The 23617-nt window shown below is 43.4% G+C and carries 20 protein-coding genes and 1 riboswitch; of the genes, 17 read left to right on the plus strand and 3 right to left on the minus strand.

Translation table 11 applies throughout. From position 1 onward, the window contains the following. Positions 1-555: 555 nt before the first annotated feature. From HPY74_12090 to HPY74_12160, 15 genes are all read left to right on the plus strand, one after another. Positions 556-2475: a sigma 54-interacting transcriptional regulator gene (locus HPY74_12090; GenBank protein NSW91390.1), complete on the plus strand. Its 1920-nt coding sequence runs from the start codon at positions 556-558 to the stop codon at positions 2473-2475. A 188-nt stretch (positions 2476-2663) separates the two neighbouring features. After that, positions 2664-3707: an Ldh family oxidoreductase gene (locus HPY74_12095; protein NSW91391.1), complete on the plus strand. Its 1044-nt coding sequence runs from the start codon at positions 2664-2666 to the stop codon at positions 3705-3707. A 472-nt stretch (positions 3708-4179) separates the two neighbouring features. After that, entirely contained in the window at positions 4180-5109 is a 930-nt protein-coding gene (locus HPY74_12100; GenBank protein ID NSW91392.1) for a creatininase family protein, read from the plus strand. A 53-nt stretch (positions 5110-5162) separates the two neighbouring features. Next, positions 5163-5822: a nitroreductase family protein gene (locus HPY74_12105; protein NSW91393.1), complete on the plus strand. Its 660-nt coding sequence runs from the start codon at positions 5163-5165 to the stop codon at positions 5820-5822. A 27-nt stretch (positions 5823-5849) separates the two neighbouring features. Next, complete coding sequence (locus HPY74_12110; GenBank protein NSW91394.1) at positions 5850-6290, plus strand: hypothetical protein; 441 nt, start codon at positions 5850-5852, stop codon at positions 6288-6290. Between the two features lie 4 nt (positions 6291-6294). Then, the gene (locus HPY74_12115; GenBank protein NSW91395.1) at positions 6295-7200 is read left to right on the plus strand and encodes a CoA transferase subunit A; all 906 of its coding nucleotides are present in this window, start codon (positions 6295-6297) and stop codon (positions 7198-7200) included. Positions 7201-7210: 10 nt separating this feature from the next. Next, entirely contained in the window at positions 7211-7972 is a 762-nt protein-coding gene (locus tag HPY74_12120; protein NSW91396.1) for a hypothetical protein, read from the plus strand. A gap of 115 nt (positions 7973-8087) precedes the next feature. Next, positions 8088-9131, plus strand: a complete 1044-nt coding sequence (locus HPY74_12125) for a tripartite tricarboxylate transporter substrate binding protein (protein NSW91397.1) — start codon at positions 8088-8090, stop codon at positions 9129-9131. A gap of 119 nt (positions 9132-9250) precedes the next feature. Continuing rightward, a complete protein-coding gene (locus HPY74_12130) occupies positions 9251-9436 on the plus strand; it encodes a 4Fe-4S binding protein (protein NSW91398.1) in 186 nt (61 codons plus the stop codon). A 17-nt stretch (positions 9437-9453) separates the two neighbouring features. Continuing rightward, positions 9454-9942 (plus strand): tripartite tricarboxylate transporter TctB family protein, encoded by a 489-nt coding sequence (locus HPY74_12135; GenBank protein ID NSW91399.1) that lies wholly within the window; start codon positions 9454-9456, stop codon positions 9940-9942. Positions 9943-9964: 22 nt separating this feature from the next. Beyond that, positions 9965-11428, plus strand: a complete 1464-nt coding sequence (locus tag HPY74_12140; protein ID NSW91400.1) for a tripartite tricarboxylate transporter permease — start codon at positions 9965-9967, stop codon at positions 11426-11428. Between the two features lie 20 nt (positions 11429-11448). Next, positions 11449-13155, plus strand: coding sequence for an aldehyde ferredoxin oxidoreductase (locus HPY74_12145; GenBank protein ID NSW91401.1), 1707 nt, complete (start codon positions 11449-11451; stop codon positions 13153-13155). A 17-nt stretch (positions 13156-13172) separates the two neighbouring features. Then, complete coding sequence (locus HPY74_12150; GenBank protein NSW91402.1) at positions 13173-13397, plus strand: hypothetical protein; 225 nt, start codon at positions 13173-13175, stop codon at positions 13395-13397. 95 nt (positions 13398-13492) lie between these two features. Continuing rightward, the gene (locus HPY74_12155; protein NSW91403.1) at positions 13493-13858 is read left to right on the plus strand and encodes a cupin domain-containing protein; all 366 of its coding nucleotides are present in this window, start codon (positions 13493-13495) and stop codon (positions 13856-13858) included. A gap of 240 nt (positions 13859-14098) precedes the next feature. Next, complete coding sequence (locus HPY74_12160) at positions 14099-15766, plus strand: IS1634 family transposase (protein NSW91404.1); 1668 nt, start codon at positions 14099-14101, stop codon at positions 15764-15766. Between the two features lie 494 nt (positions 15767-16260). Then, a riboswitch (cyclic di-GMP riboswitch) is annotated at positions 16261-16347 on the minus strand. A 126-nt stretch (positions 16348-16473) separates the two neighbouring features. Here HPY74_12160 and HPY74_12165 read toward each other — a convergent pair. Continuing rightward, positions 16474-17118, minus strand: coding sequence for a tyrosine-type recombinase/integrase (locus HPY74_12165; protein ID NSW91405.1), 645 nt, complete (start codon positions 17116-17118; stop codon positions 16474-16476). A gap of 292 nt (positions 17119-17410) precedes the next feature. Here HPY74_12165 and HPY74_12170 point away from each other — a divergent pair, with 292 nt between their 5' ends. Further along, positions 17411-19486, plus strand: coding sequence for an EAL domain-containing protein (locus HPY74_12170; GenBank protein ID NSW91406.1), 2076 nt, complete (start codon positions 17411-17413; stop codon positions 19484-19486). 115 nt (positions 19487-19601) lie between these two features. After that, positions 19602-21566, plus strand: a complete 1965-nt coding sequence (locus HPY74_12175) for a HAMP domain-containing protein (protein NSW91407.1) — start codon at positions 19602-19604, stop codon at positions 21564-21566. A gap of 180 nt (positions 21567-21746) precedes the next feature. Here the strand turns inward: HPY74_12175 and HPY74_12180 are convergent, their stop codons facing one another. Both HPY74_12180 and HPY74_12185 read right to left on the minus strand, forming a co-directional pair. Next, positions 21747-23039 carry a hypothetical protein gene (locus HPY74_12180; GenBank protein NSW91408.1) on the minus strand — a complete coding sequence of 431 codons (1293 nt, stop codon included), beginning with the start codon at positions 23037-23039 and terminating at the stop codon, positions 21747-21749. Between the two features lie 110 nt (positions 23040-23149). After that, positions 23150-23392 (minus strand): hypothetical protein, encoded by a 243-nt coding sequence (locus HPY74_12185; protein ID NSW91409.1) that lies wholly within the window; start codon positions 23390-23392, stop codon positions 23150-23152. Positions 23393-23617: the final 225 nt, after the last annotated feature.

Genomic DNA, 23617 nt, shown 5'->3' on the forward strand with positions numbered 1-23617 from the left:
GTATTATCCGGAAGCAGTGCAGAGCAAAGCCGGGCAGGCAGACATGCATATACCCGAATAAAAAATCTGAATTATATCTCCTGTGGGGAAGCGTATTCCCCGCAGGAGAGTTGTTTATCCATACAAATATGCCAGAGTGCACTCTGCCCCTGATTATGCTGCGTCAGACTGAAGACAAAGTGCCATAAAGATGAGGCTTCATGAAAAGATAGCGCGTGCTTAAGATGGTTTAGCAAGGCTTAAGTTTCCTCTAAACCATCTTCGCATAAGTCGGATTTTCATGAAGCCTCTTAGGGTTTGTCTTCAGTACGCTATATTAAGATGTTATTTCTATATATAGAATTTTTTATATAAGACCTTTTTGCTTGTTTTCCAAGGTTGAGAAGGATTATAGGCGGCTTTAAAGAAATATTATTATAATACACTAAAATACACTAATAAATGCACTAATATTTGCTTTGTTTAAGTTATAGTAAATAGTTGGCATGATAGGGCTGCGGATTCGTAAAGACTGCTCAGCTTCAAGCTAGTTTACCTGATAAGGGGCGGATTATATTGGGAGGCAAGATAGTATTCATTTCACCGGATGAAAAATTGGCGGTTAGGGCTAAAGAAGTAATAGCTGAATTTGGGGAACAGATAGATGTATTTCAAGGTTCCCTGAGCGAAGGAGTCTTGATTGCCAAAAAGGCCGTGAGTCAGGGAGCGAACATAATAATAAGCAGGGGAGGAACAGGCAACCTGATAAAAAAGAATCTGCAGGTGCCTGTTGTGAAAGTTGAGATCAATGGGTACGATATCGTACAGGCAATAAGCCAGGCCATGAGGTATTCGAACAATATCGGAGTTGTTGGTTTTGAAAATCTGGTGAACAGCGCTGAAAAAATGAATGACAAAATGAAAAAGGCGTTTCCTATACAGATCCATACCGCCTTGGTAAAAAGTGAACAGGAAGTTGAGAAGAAAGTTGCCCAGCTGTTTTCATTGGGAGTGAGGTCTTTTATCGGTGGCAATGCAGTTGTCGATACCGCCGTCAATAAGTTCGGATGTTATGGGATGCTTCTTGAATCGGGCAAGGAAGCAATCAGTGAGGCAATCAGAGAGGCAAAGCATATCCTTGAAGTACAGCTGGAGGAGAAAGAAAAGACCGCATTATTAAAATCCATTATTGACTTTGCTTACGATGGAATTATTGGTATAGATGCAAAGGGCAGGATTACCGTATTCAATCCTGTTGCCGAAAAGTTGGTTGGGTGCGCCGCAGACAAGGTGATAGGAAAACTGATAGATGATGTAATAAAAAACACAAGAATGCTTCACGTTTTGCGGACAGGACATCCTGAAAAGGGAGAGTTTCAGCGCATTGGAGAGGTTGATATAGTAACCAACAGGATACCTATTATTGTAAACAACGAAGTAAGGGGAGTTGTTGCAACCTTTCAGGAAGTGGAGAAACTGCAGAAGATTGAAAGGCAGATAAGGAAGCAGCTGTTTCTCAAGGGTCACGTTGCAAAGGCGAGGTTTGCCGACATCATAGGCGAAAGTATGGCAATTCGCCAGGTAAAAAAGAGGGCTGAACGGTTTGCTCGGGTTGACAGCACCATATTGATATTGGGAGAGACAGGGACGGGGAAGGAGCTGTTTGCCCAGAGCATACACAATGGGAGCTCAAGGGCAGACAAACCCTTTGTTGCAGTCAACTGTGCCGCTCTTCCTGAAAATTTGCTGGAGAGCGAACTGTTCGGCTATGTGGAAGGGGCCTTTACCGGGGCAAGGAAAGGCGGGAAGCCTGGGTTGTTCGAACTGGCGCACAGCGGTACAATTTTTCTGGATGAGATAAGCGAAATGTCGCCAAAGCTTCAGGCCAGATTTCTGCGCGTACTGCAGGAAAAGCAAGTGGTGAGAATTGGGGATGACAGGGTAATACCGGTTGACGTGCGAGTTATTGCAGCCAGCAACAGAGATTTGCATAAAATGGTCAAGGAGGATTGCTTCAGGGAAGATTTATATTACAGGCTTTGCGTGCTGCAGTTGATAATACCACCTTTAAGGGAAAGAAAGGAAGATATCAAAAAACTTGCCCATTATTTTGTGGTTAAAAAGGCAAAAGAGTTGGGAAAGGAAGGTATTGGAATTACTGATGCGGCTTTTAATAAATTAGCCTCCTGCACATGGCCTGGGAACGTGCGTCATCTTGAAAATGTTATTGAAAGGGCTGTAGTACTTTCAGATAAAGAAATAGATTTAGACATCATCACTGAAGCGCTGAGCGGGCAAGGGAGCTATAATATCGGAGAGGTATTTGATAGTGAAATGGTACATGAAGGAAGCGAGGGCGTACTCAAACATATGGAGGAAGAAATGATATTAAAGGTGTTGAACGAAGTAAACGGAAATAAAACCCTCGCAGCCAAAAAGTTGGGTATCAGCGGAACCACATTGTGGAGAAAACTCAAACAGCTTGGAAGAGAGTAAAAGGCCAGTCGACAGCTTCGACTGCCTTTCATTATGCAAAATGCATTTTTAAATAATGTAATACCGCTCCAAATGCGTAAGCCAAGTTAGGGCATATTATCCTTGATAGTATGCATTTTTTGTCTTTGCCCGCAAGTGGCATGATAATTGCTCATGTTAAGTGTATCATCTTGAAAGGGGCGGTAAATATGAATGATATATTGCTTTATGAAAGCGAAATATTAAGGGATTTCTGCATAAGTGTATTGGCAAGGGCGGGAGTTCAAGCCAAACACGCCGATATAATAACGGATTCGCTTATATGTGCCGATCTTAGGGGGATAAAGTCGCATGGCATTGTGAGATTACCCACGTATATGGAGCGGCTGGAAAAAGGCTTGATATCACCGGATGCGGAGATGAAGTTTGAAAGCAACAACGGCGCTGCAGCCTTGCTGGATGCCCAAAACGGGTTTGGACAGATAGCAGGCCATAGAGCAATGAAGGCAGCGATTGATATTTCGCGTATATACGGTATAGGAATAGTAGGAGTAAAAAACTCTAACCATTTCGGTATAGCTTCTTACTACTCAATGATGGCATTGAAGGAAGACATGATTGGCATAGCCCTTACCCATTCATCTCCCGCGATAGCTCCGTTCGGTACAGTTGAGCCGCTATTAGGTACAAATCCCCTGTCTATAGCAGTGCCTGCACATAAAGAGAAGCCGATTGTACTGGATATGTCTATGTCCACCGTCGCAAGGGGCAGGATAAGATATGCTGCGTTGACGGGCACACAAATCCCTATAGGCTGGGGTCTGGACGCAACGGGCAATCCTACAACTGACCCTAACGAAGCATTGAAGGGAAGCCTTGTTCCTATTGGCGGGGTTAAAGGCTCTGGCCTCTCACTGGTAATTGATATTTTATGCGGCATATTGACAGGCAACTGCCTGACCGGAGAAGTGAAAATCATAACGGATATGAGCGGACCTGCAAAAACTGGGCATATGTTCTGCTCAATAAACATATCCAGCTTTTCTGATGCATATGCATTTAAAAACAGCATGGACACTGTAGTCGACAAAATCAAATCCCTCAGCCCTGCAGGAGACAATGGCATATTTATGCCGGGAGAGATAGAGTATAACCTGGCTGAAAAGAGACGAAGAGAAGGTATACCCCTTGAGCAGGATGTCATAAAATCCCTGAATTCTCTGGCTAAACGATACGGAACCTTTATGTTATAGCCGTTTTTGGCCGACGCGTTCTGTTGAATGAATTGGTTTCGGGCATTTCAAACTGTTATAATTGTGTTTCAAACTGTAATACGGCAGCAGGAATGCAGTTGGCAGAAGCTTGTATTTATTACGGGAATTAAATGGCATACAATTTGCTAGTATAAGTAAATCAAGAATTAAATCTATTATACTTCTTGCCAACCAGCTCCCTTGCGCATGTATCAGAAATTCTAAGCATAAGCCTATATTTCTCAGCACCAGAATGCTTTTTCGCCGTTTTGTCTTGGTTCTAAAGACATTAATTGAAGTATAGCACATGCAATACGGCTGGATTTGGTGCACGCTTTTTAACAGCCTTTATCTTTATCAGATAAAGTGGCAAGGTTAAAGCAATTCTAAATTATAAGGCAATGTCACTGAAAATTCTCAATTCAACTTCTGGAGGTGTAGAAAAGTGAAGTATGAGATTTCAAAGGGTTCTATGGACAAGGCGGACGGCATATATTTTCAAAACATGACAGGGAAACAGGTCGAAGAGAGGCTTAAGCAAAATGATATCATTATCATACCCATAGGAAGCACGGAAAACCATGGTAGAGGTCAGTGCTATGGTGAAGATACGTTTTTGGTCACAAGAATGGCGGAAACCGTGGCAAAAAAGGTTGGATGCACCGTATCACAGCCGATATGGTTTGGCTCGCATCCATGGTCACACATGGGCATGCCGGGTACTATAATCATACCTGAAGAGACTTTCACCAATTATCTTCGAGCAATTATTGCCGGATTTTGGAATGCAGGTTTTAGGAAGCAGATATTGATTAATGGACATGGACAGGAGTACGTTATACCAAATGCAATTCACCAGTTTGGAAAGATATATCAGGTGCCTGCGGTTATCGCCTTCGTAAACTGGCCTACTGTGATACACGAGCATTTAAAAGACAAGGCCCACGGCGGCCCCTTCGAAACTCAATTCAGACATGCGGATGAGGTTGAGGCATCCTATTCATTGGCACTGTTCCCAGAGATGAACAAAAAAGAGGATATGGAGGATAGCGTTCCCAAGGGCTTTATGCCGGAAGGCCATATAGACAAAGGGGGAGACGTATATCAACTCCCGATTCCGGGTCACGCCCAGATTGGATGCGGGGGGCTGGAGGTAATAATGTATCCTGAAGGCGTTGTGGGCAAACCCTCCCTGGCCGATGCGGCAAAGGCTGAAAAGGGGTTAGAGGCGCTGTTTGATTATATGATAAAGCTGCATGACGATATCAGAAGAACGTTTCCACCTGGCAAACTTCCTGAAATCGAGCTGGTTACGGAAAGGGACAGGGAAGTTGTTGAAGCGGTTATTAGGGGACCGCTGAATGGAGGAAAGAGCATCTATTCTCTCCATCATCCTGTATAGGATGAATAGAGGCAGTACGGCGCACAACTATCATAGAGTCGGGAGGTATAGGAATGAACAGTAAAAAGGACGTTTTTTTCAAAGTGGTTGAAGACAGGAGGAGCATCAGAAAATACACGGACAGCAAGGTCTCCGAGGAAGACCTGAGATTGATTCTGGAAAGCGGAAGGCTCGCTCCTTCCGGTGAAAATGCCCAACCATGGAGATTTGTAGTGGTAAAGGATCAGAAGAACAAAGAGTTCCTGGCCCAAATCGGGAAAAATGCCAGTGGGCGCAGATTTACGGGAGAATTTCTCAGCAGGCAGATGCAGGAGAGGTTTAAAGGGTTAGAAGATGAACAAAAGAAGACCAATGCATTTAAGACATTGACATCAGGAAACGTTTCGGCATTCGTAAGCGAAGCAGATATTATATTGATTATACTTGGGAAGAAAGAAGTCTGGGACGCCCCCTTTGACACATCGGCAGCGATAGAGAACATATTGTTGACCGTGACAAGCCTGGACCTGGGCGCTTGCTGGCTGGTGGCTCCCTGCATCGATATAAGGGACGAGCTGAAGATGAAGAAACATTTCAGCGTACCGGAAGAATACAAGATATTTGCCATATTATCCATCGGAGAGCCTGCCAGAATAGCACGGCCAAGGCCGAGGATTCCGCTGAACGAACTCACCTTTAAAGAGAAATACGGAGAACCTTACTATCAGGATTAAAATTCAATTAATTAGGGGGTTGACGATATGAGTGAAATCAGTAAATTCAAGGAATTGTTATTGTTCGAGGTGCAAAAGGCTTTTTACGATGAGCGGGGCAAGGGTGCGCGGTACAGGCTGACAACAGCCGGAGTATCCTTCTTTAAAGACAGGATTAAAGAGGGAATGGATGATGTCGAGGCAATAAAAGGATATCTTACAGAGCATGGGCTGGTGGGAGGTTTAGAGTATACAGAAGATGCGGTATCTTTCAGTGTGAGGGTAAATGACTGCTGTCTGAAAGAAATAAGGGATTATTTTTCATCAGCGAATATGCAGCCTTTAGGCTGCCCGATTGCCAACGTAATAATGAACGCGCTGGAACTGAAAAGCGGATTGTCTCCGGAGCTGCTGCCAATCGACATTGAGGGAGATGCATGCAGCTTCACTCTGGCAAAAATGGCGACTTCGGACGTGGTTGAGAGGTGAAACCATGAGAAATCTAATCAGGAAACTTAATGAAGTGGTAAGTGAAATACCAGATGGTTCGCAGATTGCCCTGGGAGGATTTGCTATTACAAGAAATCCTGTAGCCTTTGTAAATGAACTGATTAGACAGGGGAAGAAAGGGCTGGAGGTGTACGAGATAATAGGAGGTATGGATGCGGATTTATTGGTGGGTGCCGGCTGTGTTAAGACATACTCCTATGGTGGAGGGTCGCTGGACAGGTTTGGGAAGATTGACAGAATTAATGAAGCAATCGAAAAGGGCCTGGTGGATGTTAGAGAATACAGCGGGTTAAGCATATCCCTGCGTTTTCTGGCGGGCTCGCTCGGCATCCCGTATATCCCTACCAAAACCATACTGGGTACCGATGTACTGGATAACCTGGCAAAAAAGGACAGCGCCATACGGGTAGAAGCGTCGCCGTTCACCGGTGAGAGAGTTGTTCTGCTGGAAGCCTTGCAGCCTGAATATTCCGTTATACATGCACCCTTTGCCGATACAAAAGGAAACGTAATAATTGAAGGGCCCGTATGGGATGTGGAGCTCGCAAAATCTGCAAAGAAGCTCATAGTAACCGTTGATAAAATCATCTCCAATGAATACGTCAAGCAGCATCCCGGAAAAGTAGTGATTCCAGGCGTCTATACATATGCGGTCGTTGAGGTCCCCTATGGAGCTTATCCCACTTCAGTATACAAGGCGTATGATTATGACGGCGAGCTTTTAAGCAGTTACGCGAAGGTAAACAAAACCCAAGAAGAATTCAATAAGTTTGTCCAGCAATATATTTTAGGCACGAGTGACCATTATGGGTTTATCGATAAAGTCCGTGGGCTTGATAAGTTGAGCAGGATACAGGCAGATCCTGTATACGGCTATACGAAAAGTTGAGGTGAATACAATGGCTATGAAATTTTCAACTAACGAACTCATGGCGGTGACGGCAGCAAGGATGCTGGAAGACGGACAAAATATAGTGGTAGGGCTGGGTTTACCCCAAATAGCGACCCTTCTTGCAAAAAATACCCATGCGCCAAATCTGAATATCATATATGAGATAGGCGTAATAAATCCTGAATCCGTTGATGCCGGGGTAGGCATAGCAGACCCGAGGTTATGGTATAAGGGAGAATACTTTACCAGCTTCATTGGGTCACTGGGGCAGATACTGCAAAGGGGTCTGGTTGATGTAGGGTTTTTAGGAGGATTACAGATAGATAAGTACGGCAACATAAACTCAACTTTAATACGGAACGGCAACGACATCAAGCATTTTACGGGAAGCGGCGGAGCTGCCGATATTGCAACATTTGCGAAGAAAACTTTCATTATCATGAAACACGAAAAACGTAAGATTGTAGACGCTGTTGATTTCATTACTACAGTCGGATATCTGAGAGGGGGAAACTCCCGGAGCGACCAGGGAATGCCGATGTGCAGCGATATGAGGGTGATTACCAATCTATGCGTATTCAATTTCAATAACGAGGAAAGAGTGCTTCAGCTGGAATCCATACACGCCGGTGTTACCGGACAGGATATTTGGAATAATACAGGGGTTCATGTATCCATACCTGCAGAGGTAAAAACTACAGACGAACCAACGGATGAAGAAATTTACATGCTAAGAAATAAAATAGACCCTGAGAGGCTGTATATTTAGATTCCGCTTCAGCAGAACAGGGTTGTGAGGAAAGGAAGTGATACGGAAAGAATAACATATGCCGCAATCGAGGCAAATGACGGATGATATTCTAGATAACAAGGGGGTCCATTATATGAGAAAAATGAGAACGGCCGGAGTTGCTGTTGTTATCCTGCTTATTACCATGAGTATTTTAGCAGGATGCAGCCAACAGCAGCCGGAAGCAAAACAAGAACCCACTATAACTTATCCGGAGAGACAGATCAATATGGTCGTGGGATTTTCACCGGGAGGGCCAACCGACGTGATTTCCCGGGGCATTGTACCGGTACTGCAGGAAAAGATGGGCGTAGGTATCGGCATAACGAATATGCCCGGAGCCGCCAGTGCCACAGCGGCTGCCCATGTGTTGAACCAGCCGAGAGATGGGTATACGTTGTTTTTCGGTTCCGAGATAATGTCAATATGGCAGACCATGGGTACAATGGATTTATCGCCAACCAGAGACTTCATACCGGTTAAATTAGTAAGCGAAGCAATACCCGTACTTGCGGTTCCGCCTAAGTCCCCGTTCGGCAGCGCCGAAGAATTTATCCAGTATGCAAAGGAGCATCCGGGTGAACTAAGGATAGGCACAGCAGGACCAGGGACAGTGCCGCATATATCGGGGCTTCTTCTTGAGAAAGAACTGGGATGCAAATTCACGTTTGTTCCATTTCAGGGCGGAGGCCCAGCCGTAACAGCAGTTATGGGCGACCAGGTTAATGCTACTATTGAGATGGTCCAAGGAATGGTCGAGGCTTATAAAGGCGGACAGCTCAAAATCCTTGCTTCATTCACGAATGAACCAATAGAGGGTCTGGACATACCCGCACTGGGGAAAATCGTACCTGAGCTATCCCAATACCTGCCCTATGGCCCTTACTTCGGATTGTTTGCAGCAAAGGATACACCTGAAGAAGTGGTAAAAATACTGAAAGAGAAAATGGATGAGGCGATGGCAGACGAAAGATGGGCTCAATACTGTAAGAAGCTTTATCTGGTTCAAATAGACTACGATGGGGAAGAAGCGATCAAATACCTGGAGGATTGGACTTCACGTTCAGCGTGGCTGTTGTACGATGTCGGAGGAGCGACGAATTCACCCGCTGACTTCGGAATAAAGAGACCTCAATAACAGGCAGCAGGTGCCGGATACCATTTTTATTTTACAGCCTTCCGGTTTTTAGCCGGAAGGCTGTAAAATAAAACAATCCAGGATTTTAGATATGATAAAGCTGAAAAGGAGGTCCTCCAATGCTGAAGGTAAATACAAACAGGTGCAATGGTGACGAGGTATGCACAACAGTGTGTCCGGTCGGCGCGGCGCAGATGGATGAGGATAGTTCAAAGGCGAAAATTGATTCTGATATCTGCATGGAATGTTATGCATGTATGAACATATGTCCTCAAGGCGCTATTTTCGAAGATGATGAGGAATAGCTTATGAGGTGGATACGATGAATGAATATAAACTATTGAACCTGATATCAATTTTATTTGTAGGGACAGTATGCGTGCTCATGTTTGAAAATTTAGGAAGTCTGATATTTCTAAAAAAGATTAGCTTATTGTCCATAGATTCCCCATTGGTTTTTGCCTTTCTGGTAGGCGTTGTATTGCTTATATGCATAATAATCACGCTTATAAGAGGGATATTTGAAAACAATGGGGATGAAAAAGCTAAAACGGGGGGCAGTGAAAGCAAATACGGTGAGATAAAAAAGGTAGTACTTTATAGTGCAGGCTTGTTCGCTTATATACAGATCTTAAAAATGCTGCACTTCAACGTTGGAACCGCAGTATTCATGTGTTTGGTAATGCTTTTGATCAACGGTTCCGGAAACAGGATTGGCGCTAAATTGCTCAAAGCAATTGCAGCTACTTTGGTGACGGTTCCTATACTATATTTCGTGTTCCATGGGATATTCAGCGTGGTATTACCGTGAATTGACAGAGGGGGTCGAATAAATGAGCCTGATTCTAGTTGCATACACGCTTGTTGGAGTAATAATCGGCTTAGTCATGGGTGCACTTCCCGGTCTGACAGTTACAATGACCGCTGTTTTAGTTGTGTCTTTAACATTTGGCTGGCATATGGCAGAAGCTTTGGCTTTCATAATCGGTGCCTTCTGTGGTGGAGTAATGGGAGGGTCGATTTCCGCTATAGCTTTGAATATACCGGGCACAGCGGCTGCAGTAGCTACTGTCTTCGATGGGCATCAGCTTAAGGTGAAAGGGGAAGCTGACAACGCTCTAGGCATTGCACTGTTTGTCAGCTTGCTCGGAGGCATTTTCGGATTAGCCTTTCTGGCAATCCTGGGACCTTTACTAGGTGTGATAGCGTTAAAATTTGGGTCACAGGAATACTTCCTTATTACATTATGGGGGCTGACATTAGTTGCTGTTCTAAGTAAGGGGAATTTCACAAAAGGGCTGATCAGCGCCTGTATCGGTTTGTTTGTAGGCATGATAGGGATGGACCCGATAACAGGGTTGATGAGGTTTACATTTGGCACCAAGCTTTTAAGCGGAGGTATACATTATGTGGTCGCAATGATAGGATTGTTTGGAATTAAGGAAGTGTTTGTCCAGTTGAGCAATACAAAGAGCTTTAAGGCCGGTGACACACAATATAAAATCAGGGACTTGCTGCCAAAGCCTAGGCTCATCAAAAAGGTATTGCCTTCACTGACATGGTCTGCACCAATCGGCGCTATTATTGGATTGCTGCCGGGCACCGGGGGAGATATTGGTTCTCTGGTTGCCTATGGCTTTACTAAACAGGTAATCAAAAACCCGAGCAGACCCTTCGGCGAAGGAGCATATGAAGGGGTAGCGGCTCCGGAGGTCGCCAATGATGCTGCAATAGGCGGTGCAATAACAACTATGCTGACTTTAGGAATTCCCGGAGACTCCGTAAGCGCGGTTATCCTCGGTTCATTCTATATGCATGGATTATTACCGGGACCAACCTTTATGATAACGGAAAGGCGTTATTTTTATCTGATAATAATATTTATGGCAGTGGGGATACTTTTTTCCTACATATTTGGTATTTTAGGCAGTAATCTGATGTTAAAGATGCTTAAATTACCCAAATGGTATCTTTTACCTTTTATATCGGTTTTGTGTGTGATAGGTTCATATGCACTCCAGAACAATATCTATGACGTAGTCTTCATGATAATATTCGGAGCAATCGGATACATATTCGAAAGGTCGGGATATCCTGTAAGCCCGATCGTGCTGGCAATAATCCTTGGACCGATGATTGAAACAAACTTCAGGCAGGCGTTGATAAATACAGGGTCAGTTGGCAGTCTGCTGGTTTCATTCGTCGCAAGGCCGATAAGCCTGATCATCTTGATTCTGCTTGTTGGCTCGTTCGCACTACAATCCAGAATGATGTCTAAACTTGAACTGGAACAGTAATAGAACAAGGAGTGAGGGTAATGCAGAGAATAATCAGAGTTGATATGAGTACAAAGCAAGTTAGAGTTGACAAGGTAGATGAATACAAGCTGCTGGGCGGAAGGGCTTTAACATCAAGAATTACTTATGATGAAGTCCAGGCTAACTGTGAGCCGCTGGGTAGAGAGAACAAGCTTATCATTGCCCCGGGGTTGCTTGCAGGAACAGCTGTGTCGAGCGGAAGCAGGATATCAGTTGGTGGCAAGAGCCCTCTCACAAACGGTATAAAAGAAGCCAATTGCGGAGGTATTTCAGGTGCAAAATTGGCAAGATGCGGTATTAAAGCAATAATAGTCGAAGGGAAATCGTACAACGAGAATGCTTATGTTCTGAAGATTGATAAAGAAGGCATCGAGCTGATAGCCTATAATAGCCTGAAACTTCTGGGAACTTACCGGACTGCTGCTAAGCTGCGTGAAACATATGGCCAAAAAGTAGGTATTCTGTGTGTGGGACCAGGGGGAGAAAGAGGACTAAGGGCTGCTGCCATTGCTTCCAATGACCCCTTTGGTGAACTGAAATTTGCTGCCCGTGGAGGTATGGGGGCAGTAATGGGAAGCAAAGGCCTTAAGGCCATTGTTGTTAACGATGAGGGAGTTCAACCTATGGAATATCATGATAAAGATAAGTTCATGGGCATTGCAAAGGATTTCAATAGACAGCTGATGATGGACCCAAAGACCAAAGAGATCTACCAGAGGGTCGGAACTTCAGGTATTGTTAAAGCTGTTAATGCTATGGGGGCTCTTCCCACAAAGAATTTCAGATATGGTTCGTGGGAACATGCAGAGGAATTAAGCGGCGAGAAGCTGTATGAAACTGTTGCCGCCCGCGGCGGCAAAGGCAAGACGGGTATCCCCTGCATGAACGGATGTGTAATAAAGTGCAGCAATGTATATCCCGATGCGGACGGAGAAGGTATTGTATCCACTTTACAGTACGAGAATATTGCCCTGTTGGGTTCTAATCTTGGTTTTGATAACCTCGATGCGGTTGCCAGATTGAATAGAGAGGTTAACGATTTAGGCCTGGATACTATTGAAATTGGAGCTGCGTTAGGCGTCGCTCTGGATGAAGGGCTTGGAGAGTTTGGAGACGAAGCAGGCTGTATGGCGCTGCTCAATGAGATAAGGAGAAATACTGTCTTGGGTAAGGTCCTGGGCAATGGCGCACTGATTACAGGCCAGGTGCTTGGCAGTGATAGAATACCCACAGCAAAAGGGCAGGGGTTTCCCGGGTATGACCCAAGAGCGCTCAAGGGCAACGGTGTTACTTATGCAATGTCACCCATGGGAGCAGACCACACTGCAGGCAACTGTTTTGGTGCCAGAAACGAAGTTGATCCATTAGGTAAAGAAAACCAGGGCAAGCTATCAAAGGATCTGCAGAGAAGAATGGCTACTCTTGATAGTCTGGGTTTTTGCATATTTGCGCGGGTACCGTTGTTTAAGGACCTGTCAATACTGCCTGGTCTAGTCAATGCACTATTAGGAAGTGATTTCGATGAAGAGAATATATGGGATGTCGGCCATGAGACTGTAAGCATTGAAAGAGAATTTAACGTTAAAGCAGGCATAAGTCCGGCCCAGGATAGGCTTCCGGAGTTTTGTTACTACGAAGAGCTGCAGCCTGTAAAATCCGTATTCGACCTGCCAAGGGAAGAGATGGAAAAAGCCGTGATAGAATGATGCGAAGGTGATTAAAGATGATAACGGTGAAGTTACATCTTAACTTAACAAACTATACCGGCAAACAGAGAGTGGAAATCCCGGCAGCAGAGCCTGTAATTCTGAAAGATCTATTGGAAGAGATGGGAGTACCAATTGGCGAAGTGGGATTAATAGTCAAGAATGGGCGATGGAATACTGCTGAATGTTCATTGAGCGATGGTGATATTGTTGAACTGTTTCCTTACCTTTCCGGAGGGTAAATCAGTATCGAATAACGTTGAATATTGTCAACCCCTATTATTATGCGGGTTAGCATAGCAGGATGTATTAATAAATTTGAAAGGAGAGTAATTACATGGCGGCCAAAGTAATAGTAAGAGAAAGCGAAATAGAAGGAGAAAGAAGAATACCAGCAAGGGTCTCAAAGATTTTGATAAGTGAGCATACCGTAGGGGCAACACAGATTTCAATGGGTACAAATGTAACCGAAGTGGGCAGCAAGATCCCTATGCACTCCCATAAGGATTCGGAAGAAGCTATGTTTGTCATTCAGGGCAAGGGTATATTAATATGTGATGGTGAAGAATACGATCTGTACCCGGGTACCGCGATCTATTCCCCTTTGGGAGTGGAACACGAAATCCGAAATGTAGGCGATGAACCGTTTAAAATTGTTTGGGCATATGCTCCTCCCTTGTCTGCACATTTAAAAAATGAATAATATAAAACTCGGGCGCACCAGGTTTTAAGCCTTGCAAATAATACGTTTGCAGGGCTTTTTATTTCCTTTCTAAGACCCGAGTTCGACAGTAAATAGGTATATTTAAGACTTTAGAGAATTAAGAACCCAGTAAAATAGCGGTTTTCAGCTTTGAAGGCGCTAAAAATTTATTTTTGCATAGATACACGTTTATATAGATAATATCTTGACATAATCTGAATACACATATATAATATAGATATGTATATAAGAAAAACTACACGAAAAAACAAAAACGGTACAATAACTTCATATATCCAGCTGGCACACAATGAATGGAATCCAGACAAAAGGCGTTCTGAAGTCAAAGTTTTATACAACTTCGGTCGGGAAGAGGAGGTCGACCGTGATGCTCTGGAGAGACTTCTGGCCAGTGTTGCCAAATTCCTGGGACCTGAGGAGTTTGTCAGGCATTGCAACCGGGACAAACAGAATGTACAGTGCCTTTCCAGCCGTCCTATGGGCGGTACATATCTTTTGGATATGCTGTGGAGAAGGCTGAACATCAAACAGGAGATTGAGGCATTGCTATTGGCCAGAAATTATAAAATACCGGTAGAACGTGCTGTCTTTGCCATGGTTGCGAACAGGGTACTTGCACCTGGCAGCAAACTGGCTGTAGAAGACTGGGTGAAACAGGATGTCCATATTGATGGACTGTCTGAAATACCGGTCCAGAACCTGTATCGTTCCATGGACTTCCTCCTTGAAGCCCAGGAAGAACTGCAGAAGAACATCTTCTTTGAGGTTTCCAACCTGTTGAATCTTGAAGTGGATCTTCTGTATTTCGATACTACCTCAACATATTTTGAAATTGAAGGTGCCGATGAGGCTGACAGTGAGAAGCAGAACATCAGGCAGTACGGAAACAGCAAGGATCACCGTCCCGACCGTCCTCAGACAGTCATTGGATTGGCGGTAACCAGGGATGGTATTCCTGTACGCTGCTGGAGCTGGCCTGGCAATACTGCAGATATGTCCGTCGTAGAGGAAGTCAAGAAGGACCTGATGGGCTGGAAGCTGGGTAGAGTGATAAGCGTTATGGACCGTGGCTTCTGTTCGGATGATAACCTTCGTACCTTGCAGCGAGGCGGTGGACATTACATTATCGGTGAAAAGCTCCGCAGCGGGAAAAAGGATGTGGAAGAAGCCTTATCCAAACGAGGCCCATTCACAAAAGTTAATGAGAAGATGGAGATCAAGGAAATCATCGTTGGCGATGGCAAAGCCAGAAAACGCTATGTCCTTGTTAGAAATCCAGCTCAAGAAAAAAGGGATAAGGAAAAACGGGAAGAAACAATCAAACGCCTTCAGGAGGAGTTGGATGCCATAGGAGAACTTAAAGGCGAAGCCCATACAAAGAGTATTTGCAGGCTTGTGGCACACCCCGCCTACGGGAGATACATAAAACTTCTCAGTAACGGCCAACCCCGGCTGGACAAGGCAAAAATCAAGCAGGAAGAAAAACTGGACGGCAAATATCTCATACGGACATCAGACGACACCCTGCGTCCTGAGGATGTGGCATTAGGCTACAAGCAGTTGGTAGATATTGAGGACGCTTTTCGTACCATTAAGCAGACCCTTGAGATCCGTCCTATTTATCACCGTTTAAGCGATCGGATCAGAGCACATGTATTGCTTTGTTGGCTGGGATTGCTGCTGATACGCATTGCTGAGAACGAAACCGGCCACACATGGCGGGAGATTGTCAAAGCGGCAGATAAGATCCACCTGGTTGAATTCTTAACGGACGGCGGTTACGTGAAACAACGGACCCAAATCAATAAAATGCAAAAGAATATTTTCAAGCGTCTAAACATAGCAACCCCCCCGGAAATACTGGCTTTCGAGGCAAAAACCACATAGATATGCATAGAAACACGCCCAATATTTTACAGACCGCTAATGCAGTCTGCAAGCCGCACTCGAACTTTGTTTATCTAGCAACTGTCGAACTCGGGTAAGATCCAGTATACAAATTTTCTCCTGTTAATTTTAGTCATAGAAAAAACCTCCCGATTCCAGTTTGTCTTATCTGTCTTCGGAGGTTTACCCTGGATTCCCGGTAACACATAACGATATAGTTTTAAACCCTTGATACAACAGCATATATGCCTCGTTAGGCGTTTACACACATAACGAGGCAACCGAACACATGACATTGATACAAGCCTTGCAAATAAAACGATTGAATAATTCGTCGTTATGTATATGCGGGAATCCAGGGTTTACGGAATATTTAAGAACTCTCGATGTATAATAAAGTTAGACAGTATATCCATTTTGAATAACTTTTAATAGTATTTCTAAATTAAAACCTACCTTAATAGGCTGACCGATTTAGGTAGGTTTATTATTATTTCGGCAACCCGGCTGCCGTAGCAATTTATTGCATTAGGCTCGTAGCTTTGTGTCCCTGTCTTTCGACAGGTTTACCCTTTTTACTTCTATTATATTATATTCTTTTACAAATATTCTATAAGCACTGCAAAATTCCTTTAATCATATTAAAACTTTTCATATTTTTTGGGATGATACCTTTGAATCATTTGCTTCATATACCTCTCAGTGCTCTATACCAGCATCTTGCTCTTTTCTAACTTTTTGTACATCTGTTCCTGCTGTGCAGTCGTAAACTGGAAATAGATTAAAGTATTATTTACATTTTTATGTCCTATGTAATATTGGACTTCTTTTATATCTAACCCGCTTTCAGCCAGATGAACCGCTATAGAATGCTTTAGCGAATGAAAATGCCACTTACTATTGTCATTAATTTTTGCATAACTACAATATTTTTTTATAAGTTTATCAAGCATTTGCCGGGATATGGGCCTTTTTTCCTGGCTTTTGAAGAGAGTATCCGAATGTTCAATTTTATATTCCCTTATGTACGAGTTCAAAAATATTACGGTTTCTTTATCAAGTCTTATGGTATTGTTTTGCGAACCCTTCAATCTCTGGCAGTAAATTTCACCTCTCAAGCTGTTATAATTACACCTTTGTAAGAGGCCTATTTCGGAAACCCTGAGCCCGCACCTATATGCCACCCTAAAAATACATAGGTCCCTTAACCAGTGTTTATTATTATTTTTTGTCTTTTCAACGCTCTTAAAGATTCTTTTCAGTTCCTCTTGAGTAAAATACTTTATTCTATTCACAATAAACCCTCCCTGTAAGTTGTCCAAATGGATAATATGTATAAGTTTATCAAACATAGTCCAACCTTGTTCTAATAATATACTATAATGGTACCTTATACTCATAGTTACTATCAAAGAATTAGTATTATTAATTTAATGGATGAATGTGTTGGGGAATAAAAATGATACTCCAGTACAGATGTAATAATCAATAAAACTAAAGGGGAGGGTTATTTTGAAAGAAAGGCAGCTTGTTGTTTTTAAGTTAAGTGAAAAGGAGAATTCTACTGGATTTGAATAAAACGTTAGTGGAGGGCACAAAAGAAAAATTAGGGTAACTGCTTTATATTTTGGGGGTATGTATCCAATGAAAAACAGGGTAAAGGAAGCAGTGAGACGGTACTTTTTTGACAAAGACTTCTCAAAGGTTAGCATTATGATTTTACTTATTATGCTTTGTATCGGAATGACTTACTATTATGTTATCCGAGGCATTCATGTTGTATTTGTCCATTTCTTCTACGTACCTGTAACTCTAGCAGGATTTTACTGGGGGAAGCGGAGTGTTTGGGTGGCCCTCTTGCTCGGAGCATGTTTGATGGCTCCATATGCCTTTGTGTTTTCTTTTACTTCATTTATAAAAGATTTTTCCCGGGTCACAATGCTTATTGTAGTTTCTCTTGTTACCGGAACGCTCAGGGAACGTAGTCTGTGCGAAGAAAAGGCTATTGTAGATATTGTCACAGGGAATCCTGTACCTACTTTTGTTATTAATAAGGACCATGTTGTCACCTGCTTTAATAATGCCTGCGAGGCTCTGACAAAACTGTCTGCATCGGAGATAATCGGGACAAGAAAGCAGTGGATGCCTTTTTATTCCAAGGAAAGGTGCACTCTGGCTGATCTTATCGTTGATGGTGCACCTGAGAAGGTGATGGACGAATACTATCAGGGTAGGTGCAGAAAGTCGTTACTGATTCAGGGGGCGTATGAAAGTGAGGTTTTTTTCCCCGAAATTGGTGAAAACGGCCGGTGGCTGCATATAACGGCTGCACCGCTTAGAAATATCGAGGGCAAGGTTATTGGAGCAATAGAAACTCTGCAGGACATCACAGAGCGTAAGCAGGCAGAGGAAACCGTCAAATATCAGGCGTACCACGATATTCTGACGTCACTGCCTAACCGTCTATTGTTCAAGGACCGTCTTATTATGGCACTGGCCCACGCACGCCGCAGCGGGGAGATGCTGGCCGTAATGTTTCTTGACCTGGATAGATTCAAGAACATTAATGATACATTGGGACATGCCATAGGTGATAAATTGCTTATAAATGTCTCCGAACGGTTGGCAGGTATTGTACGTGAAGTGGATACTGTCGCTCGTATGGGTGGTGATGAATTCATTCTTATATTGTCGGAGGTCTTGCAGGCCGGAGAAGTGGCAAGGATTGCCCAAAAAATACTTAGAGTATTCCAACAGTCTTTCAAAATAAATGAATATGAATTATATATTACTGCCAGCATAGGCATCAGTATTTACCCATCCGATGGAGATAACGCAGATTCCCTGATAAAGAATGCTGATATAGCAATGTACCGCGCAAAAGATCTGGGAGGAAACAACTACCAATTTTTTACTTCAGGCATGAATCTTGCCATCTTAGACCGGCTCAATATGGAAAATAGTTTAAGACATGCGCTCGAACGGAAAGAATTTAAAATTTATTATCAGCCTGTGGTGAATATAGGTACCGGTGAAATTACCGGGGTGGAAGCTTTGATACGGTGGCAGCGGCCCGGTTTAGGCATGGTACCTCCGGCAGAATTCATACCTTTGGCTGAAGAAACAGGATTAATCATACCTATAGGTGAATGGGTGATGCGTACCGCCTGTGCCCAAAACAAAGCATGGCAAGACGCAGGTTTTCCTCCCTTGCACATGGCGGTAAACCTTTCGGCGCTTCAGTTCAGGCAACATAATTTTGTCGGGACGGTAGAGAATATATTAAACGAGACAGGGCTTGAACCGTGTTACCTGGAACTGGAGATCACAGAAAGCATTGTCATGAAGGATGTGCGTTTGAACTCTGAGGTGCTGCGCAAGTTGAGAGAAATGGGAGTGCGAATTTCCCTGGACGATTTTGGGACAGGCTATTCTTCACTTTGTTATTTAAAACATTTTCCGGTGGATAACCTCAAAATTGACCGTTCCTTTGTCCGAAGCATTGCCGTGAACCAACAGGATACTGCAATTATATCCGCCATTGTCGATATAGCCCACAAGCTTAATTATAAGGTAACGGTTGAAGGCGTGGAGACCGAAGAGCAGCTTATTATCTTAAAACAGCAGCAATGTGACAATATACAGGGTTATCTTTTCAGCAAGCCGTTACCTGCCAGGGAAATTAAAAAATTACTGAAGGAGAATAAACGTTTATATTAATATTCAAAGCAAGATTTATTAGCGGGTACAAGGATGGGAGTTTGGAAGATGTAAAGAGGCAATTGGGAGATACATTTCTGCAAGTAAAAAAATTTCAAACAAAGGAGTACGTATTATGAAGAGCTTAAGACTAAAGATTTTGGTGCCAGTATTAGTACTGGCGATTTTGGGATTTGCAGGGCTATCCTTGAGCGGGTATTTTCTTGCCCAGAAAATAGTTGTTAAGGATATAGAGGACATGGCCCTCAGTAAGGTTAAGATGCTAGTGACCGACATTGAAGGAAAGCTTCAGACCTATAGAATGCAAGTGGAATTGTTAGCCGAAACAAGGGCGGTAAAGTCCATGGACTGGGAACTGATAGAAGAGTATATTTCCGAACGAAAAAATATGTTTAAGGGCTATGAAATGTTCTTCTTAGCCGATAAATCAGGAAATTATATAGCTACTACAGGTCAAACGGGCAGCGTAGCCGACAGGGATTATTTTTCAAAGGTAATGGATGGTGAAACGGTTATAACAGATCCTATGATATCAAAGATTTCAGGTAAGCAAGTTGTCGTAATTGTCTCACCGGTTAAAGACGACAGCGGCAGCGTAGCCGGATTTATTGCAGGGACTCTTGAGTTTAAAGAAATATCCAGCGTAATTGATGCTGAAAAGTTAGGAGATACGGGCTACGCTTACATGATCAACAACAAAGGAGAGGCTATAGTTCATCCCAGGGAAGATATTTTATTCAGCAATCTTCTTGAACACGAAAGCAAGAGTTTGGCTGAAGTCACCCATAAAATGATTGAAGGTGAACACGGTGTAGGATACTACGAATTTGAAGGTGTGAAAAAGATCACAGCTTACTTCCCCCTCAAAACAACCGGGTGGTCTATGGCTATGACTACCACCTATGGAGAGGTGGCCAAGAGCGTAAACAAGCTTAGAAACAATGCTGTAATAATTGGTTTTGCAGCTGTGATTTTAATGTCCATAGTAACGATTATAATTGTCAGCAGGACCGTAAAACCGCTGCTGGAAATGGCCAGGGTTACCAAAGAAGTTGCTTCAGGAAACTTGCAGACCAGGGTCAGCATAACGACCAAAGATGAAGTCGGTGTGCTGGCCAGCAACTTCAACCAAATGATTGAAAGCATGAGGGAATTGCTCATGGAAATGAGGGAAACGGGAATGACTACGGCTTCCTCATCCCAGCAGATGGCAGCATCAGCTGAAGAAGCCGGCCGGGCAGCCGAGCAGATATCTTTGACTACCCAGGACCTTGCTAAGGGGGCCACCGAACAGGCAACATCGGCTTCAAAGGGCAGTGAAATGGTAGAGGAGCTTGTAGCAGGGCTGAATCAGATTGCAGCAAATATTAATAATGCCAAGGAGCTAACCCAAAGGGCAAAGGAAACGGTTGAGGCAGGGGTCGAGACAGTGGAGCTCCAAAAAAGAAAAATGGAAGAAAATAAGCAGGCAGCCATTAATGTTGGCAGGGAGATATTTGCCCTATCGGATAAATCAAAACAGATCGGACAGATTATCGATGTAATAGGCGACATTGCCGACCAAACTAACCTGTTGGCTTTAAATGCAGCTATCGAAGCCGCCAGGGCAGGAGATCAGGGGAGAGGGTTCGCGGTAGTTGCTGAAGAAGTTAGAAAACTGGCTGAAGAGTCCCGCCTCTCCACCTCAAAAATCGCAGAACTCATAAATCAAATACAGATGAGTGTAGAGCAAGCTGTGACAGAAATGAATAAGGCAGAAACCATTGTTGGGAATCAGGAAGCAGTGGTAAATGAGACTACGAAGGCTTTCGACAAGATAATGAAAGTAGCTGTAGAAGTGACTAATCAGATACAGGAAGTTGCTAAGGCTGCAGAAACCATAAACAGAAACGCCGCCGTGGTTGGAGAAGAGATAGAGAATATCGCCAGTGTAGCACAGGAAAATGCTTCAGGAACTGAAGAAGTAGCGGCATCTACAGAGGAACAAACGGCAGCTATACAGCAAATGGCGACATCAGCGGAGAATTTGGCAGAGCTTGCTGATAGGCTTCAGAGAGCCCTGCAGAGATTTAAAGTATAATTAAGCCCAAAGCTGCCAAAGCTGATAATGAAGTAAGGGGATGGCAGACCGTTCGAAACCACTGCAGAAGTAGTTCAAAATGGACACTTTTTCAGTGGTTTCGGACAGTTCTCTTGCTTCCTCTTCTCTTCGAAACTCATGCCATAACGATGCCTATAGCCGCTCTGTTGGCATTTACTTTCATATCTCCATCCCCGCTGACAATACGCCCACCTGCTCACTTCCGTCCTTTACGGGTACTCCTATGATAACGCTTAATTTATTGGAGTGGGTGATTATAAAGGGATCTGAAACAGTAACTTTACCCCTTGCTGCCTCTTGGAACCAAGGACGGTAGACGACAGTGTCTACCTTTTGCTCTGTGGTTATATATATGCTATCTCCATTCATATCTCTGTTACAAACAAAGGAAACGCCAATACATTTGTTTACTAGCTGGTTAAAGGCCTTTCTTTCCATTTCAATATTGTTTTTTATTACAAACTCTTCCCTGGACAGCCGTACCAGTTCATCCTTAGCCTTTTCAATATTTGCCTTGATTTCCTCAGGCATTTGATATTTAGCGATGAAGGTTGAAGATATATTATGCAGATCATTCGCCATGACATCAAGTCTTTTAGCATTATCCTTTATTCTTTGGAAGGATTCCATCTGCTGCTCGCTCGAAGCTGCAACCTCCTGGACCCCTGCTGCCGTCTCCTCCGACACCGCTGCCATTTTTTCGGCTGCATCGAATACTGATCGGACATTGGTTACCTGATTTAAAGACAGCTGTTTTATATTGTCCATTGACCTTTCCAGTTCGCTGATCCCGCTTACCATCTCATCAAAAAATACCCTTGAGCTGTCGCCTCTGCTGATATTCTCCTTTGCCTTATCCTGGCCTTTTACTATTTGCTCTGCTGTTTTATGGGCTTCGGTTTGAATTTCCATGGCGAGATTTTTAATCTGCTCTGCTTCCCTGGCCGACTGCTCGGCTAAATTCCTTACTTCTTCAGCCACCACTGAAAAACCTCTACCGTGTTCTCCGGCCCGGGCAGCCTCTATTGCAGCATTTAGGGCCAACAGGTTGGTCCTTTCGGTGATTTCTGTAACAACATTGACAAAATCCGTTATCTTTGATGTTTTATCCTTCAGGGTTTTCATGCTGTTCACAGAGTAGCTGCTTTCTTCAGCCGATAATTTTAAATGCTCTAATAGCCCTTCCAAAACTTTCTTTGTATCCTCCACCTTTAATACCATGTTTTTGATAATAGCATCGCCTTTGCCGGTTTCCTGATCAATTTTCTCAGCCATACTCAGCAGGCTGTTTATGCTTTCAGATGTTTCCTGGGCTGCCGAAGCCTGTTCCCCGGCTCCGTTAGCTATTTCCTCTATTGATACTGTTATTTGCTGTGCTGCTGTATTTGCATTTTCAGTGTCTACTGAAAAATTATTAACGTAAAATTTAAGTTCATCCGATGTTCTTTCCATCCTCCCGATAATTCTGAAAAAACTTTGAAAGATTTGTTCGATTGACTTGGCAACCTGAAAATGGGTGTTGTCTTTGATTTTTACATGGTTTGCTTTTTTTAGATAGGTGGCTATGTCGCGTCTTCAGCTTCAGTTAAGAGTTTTGAAATACTAATAAAGGGTTTGAACCATAAGGAGTATATGATGGGAGCCAGCATCATAACTACAGCCAAGGCAATTATAAGAGATGCAGCAGGACTGCTGAAAATATTTTCGAATGCGTTTTGAATAATAAAGTAGATTAGAATAGGTACCCATAATATCAATACTAGCCTACCGAGGGTATAAAGTTTGCTCCTGTTGGTAATGTCCATAAATATTACCTCCCTTTCCTGTTGCTTACTATCTTCTTCGGCATATTTTCCAATTTTCCTCCATTTTCGACATAATATTTAATACTTTTTGTATTGAATATGAATGCCATCCCAATAAAAAATGAGAGCATGTTCAATACTCCCATTTTGTTATATATGTCTTTAATCTTCGTCTTCGCTGTCAGCATCAACGTTGAACATAGTAAGAGAATTCGTGATTACCTC

The organism is Bacillota bacterium (genome assembly GCA_013314855.1).
GTDB lineage: Bacteria > Bacillota > Clostridia > Acetivibrionales > DUMC01 > Ch48.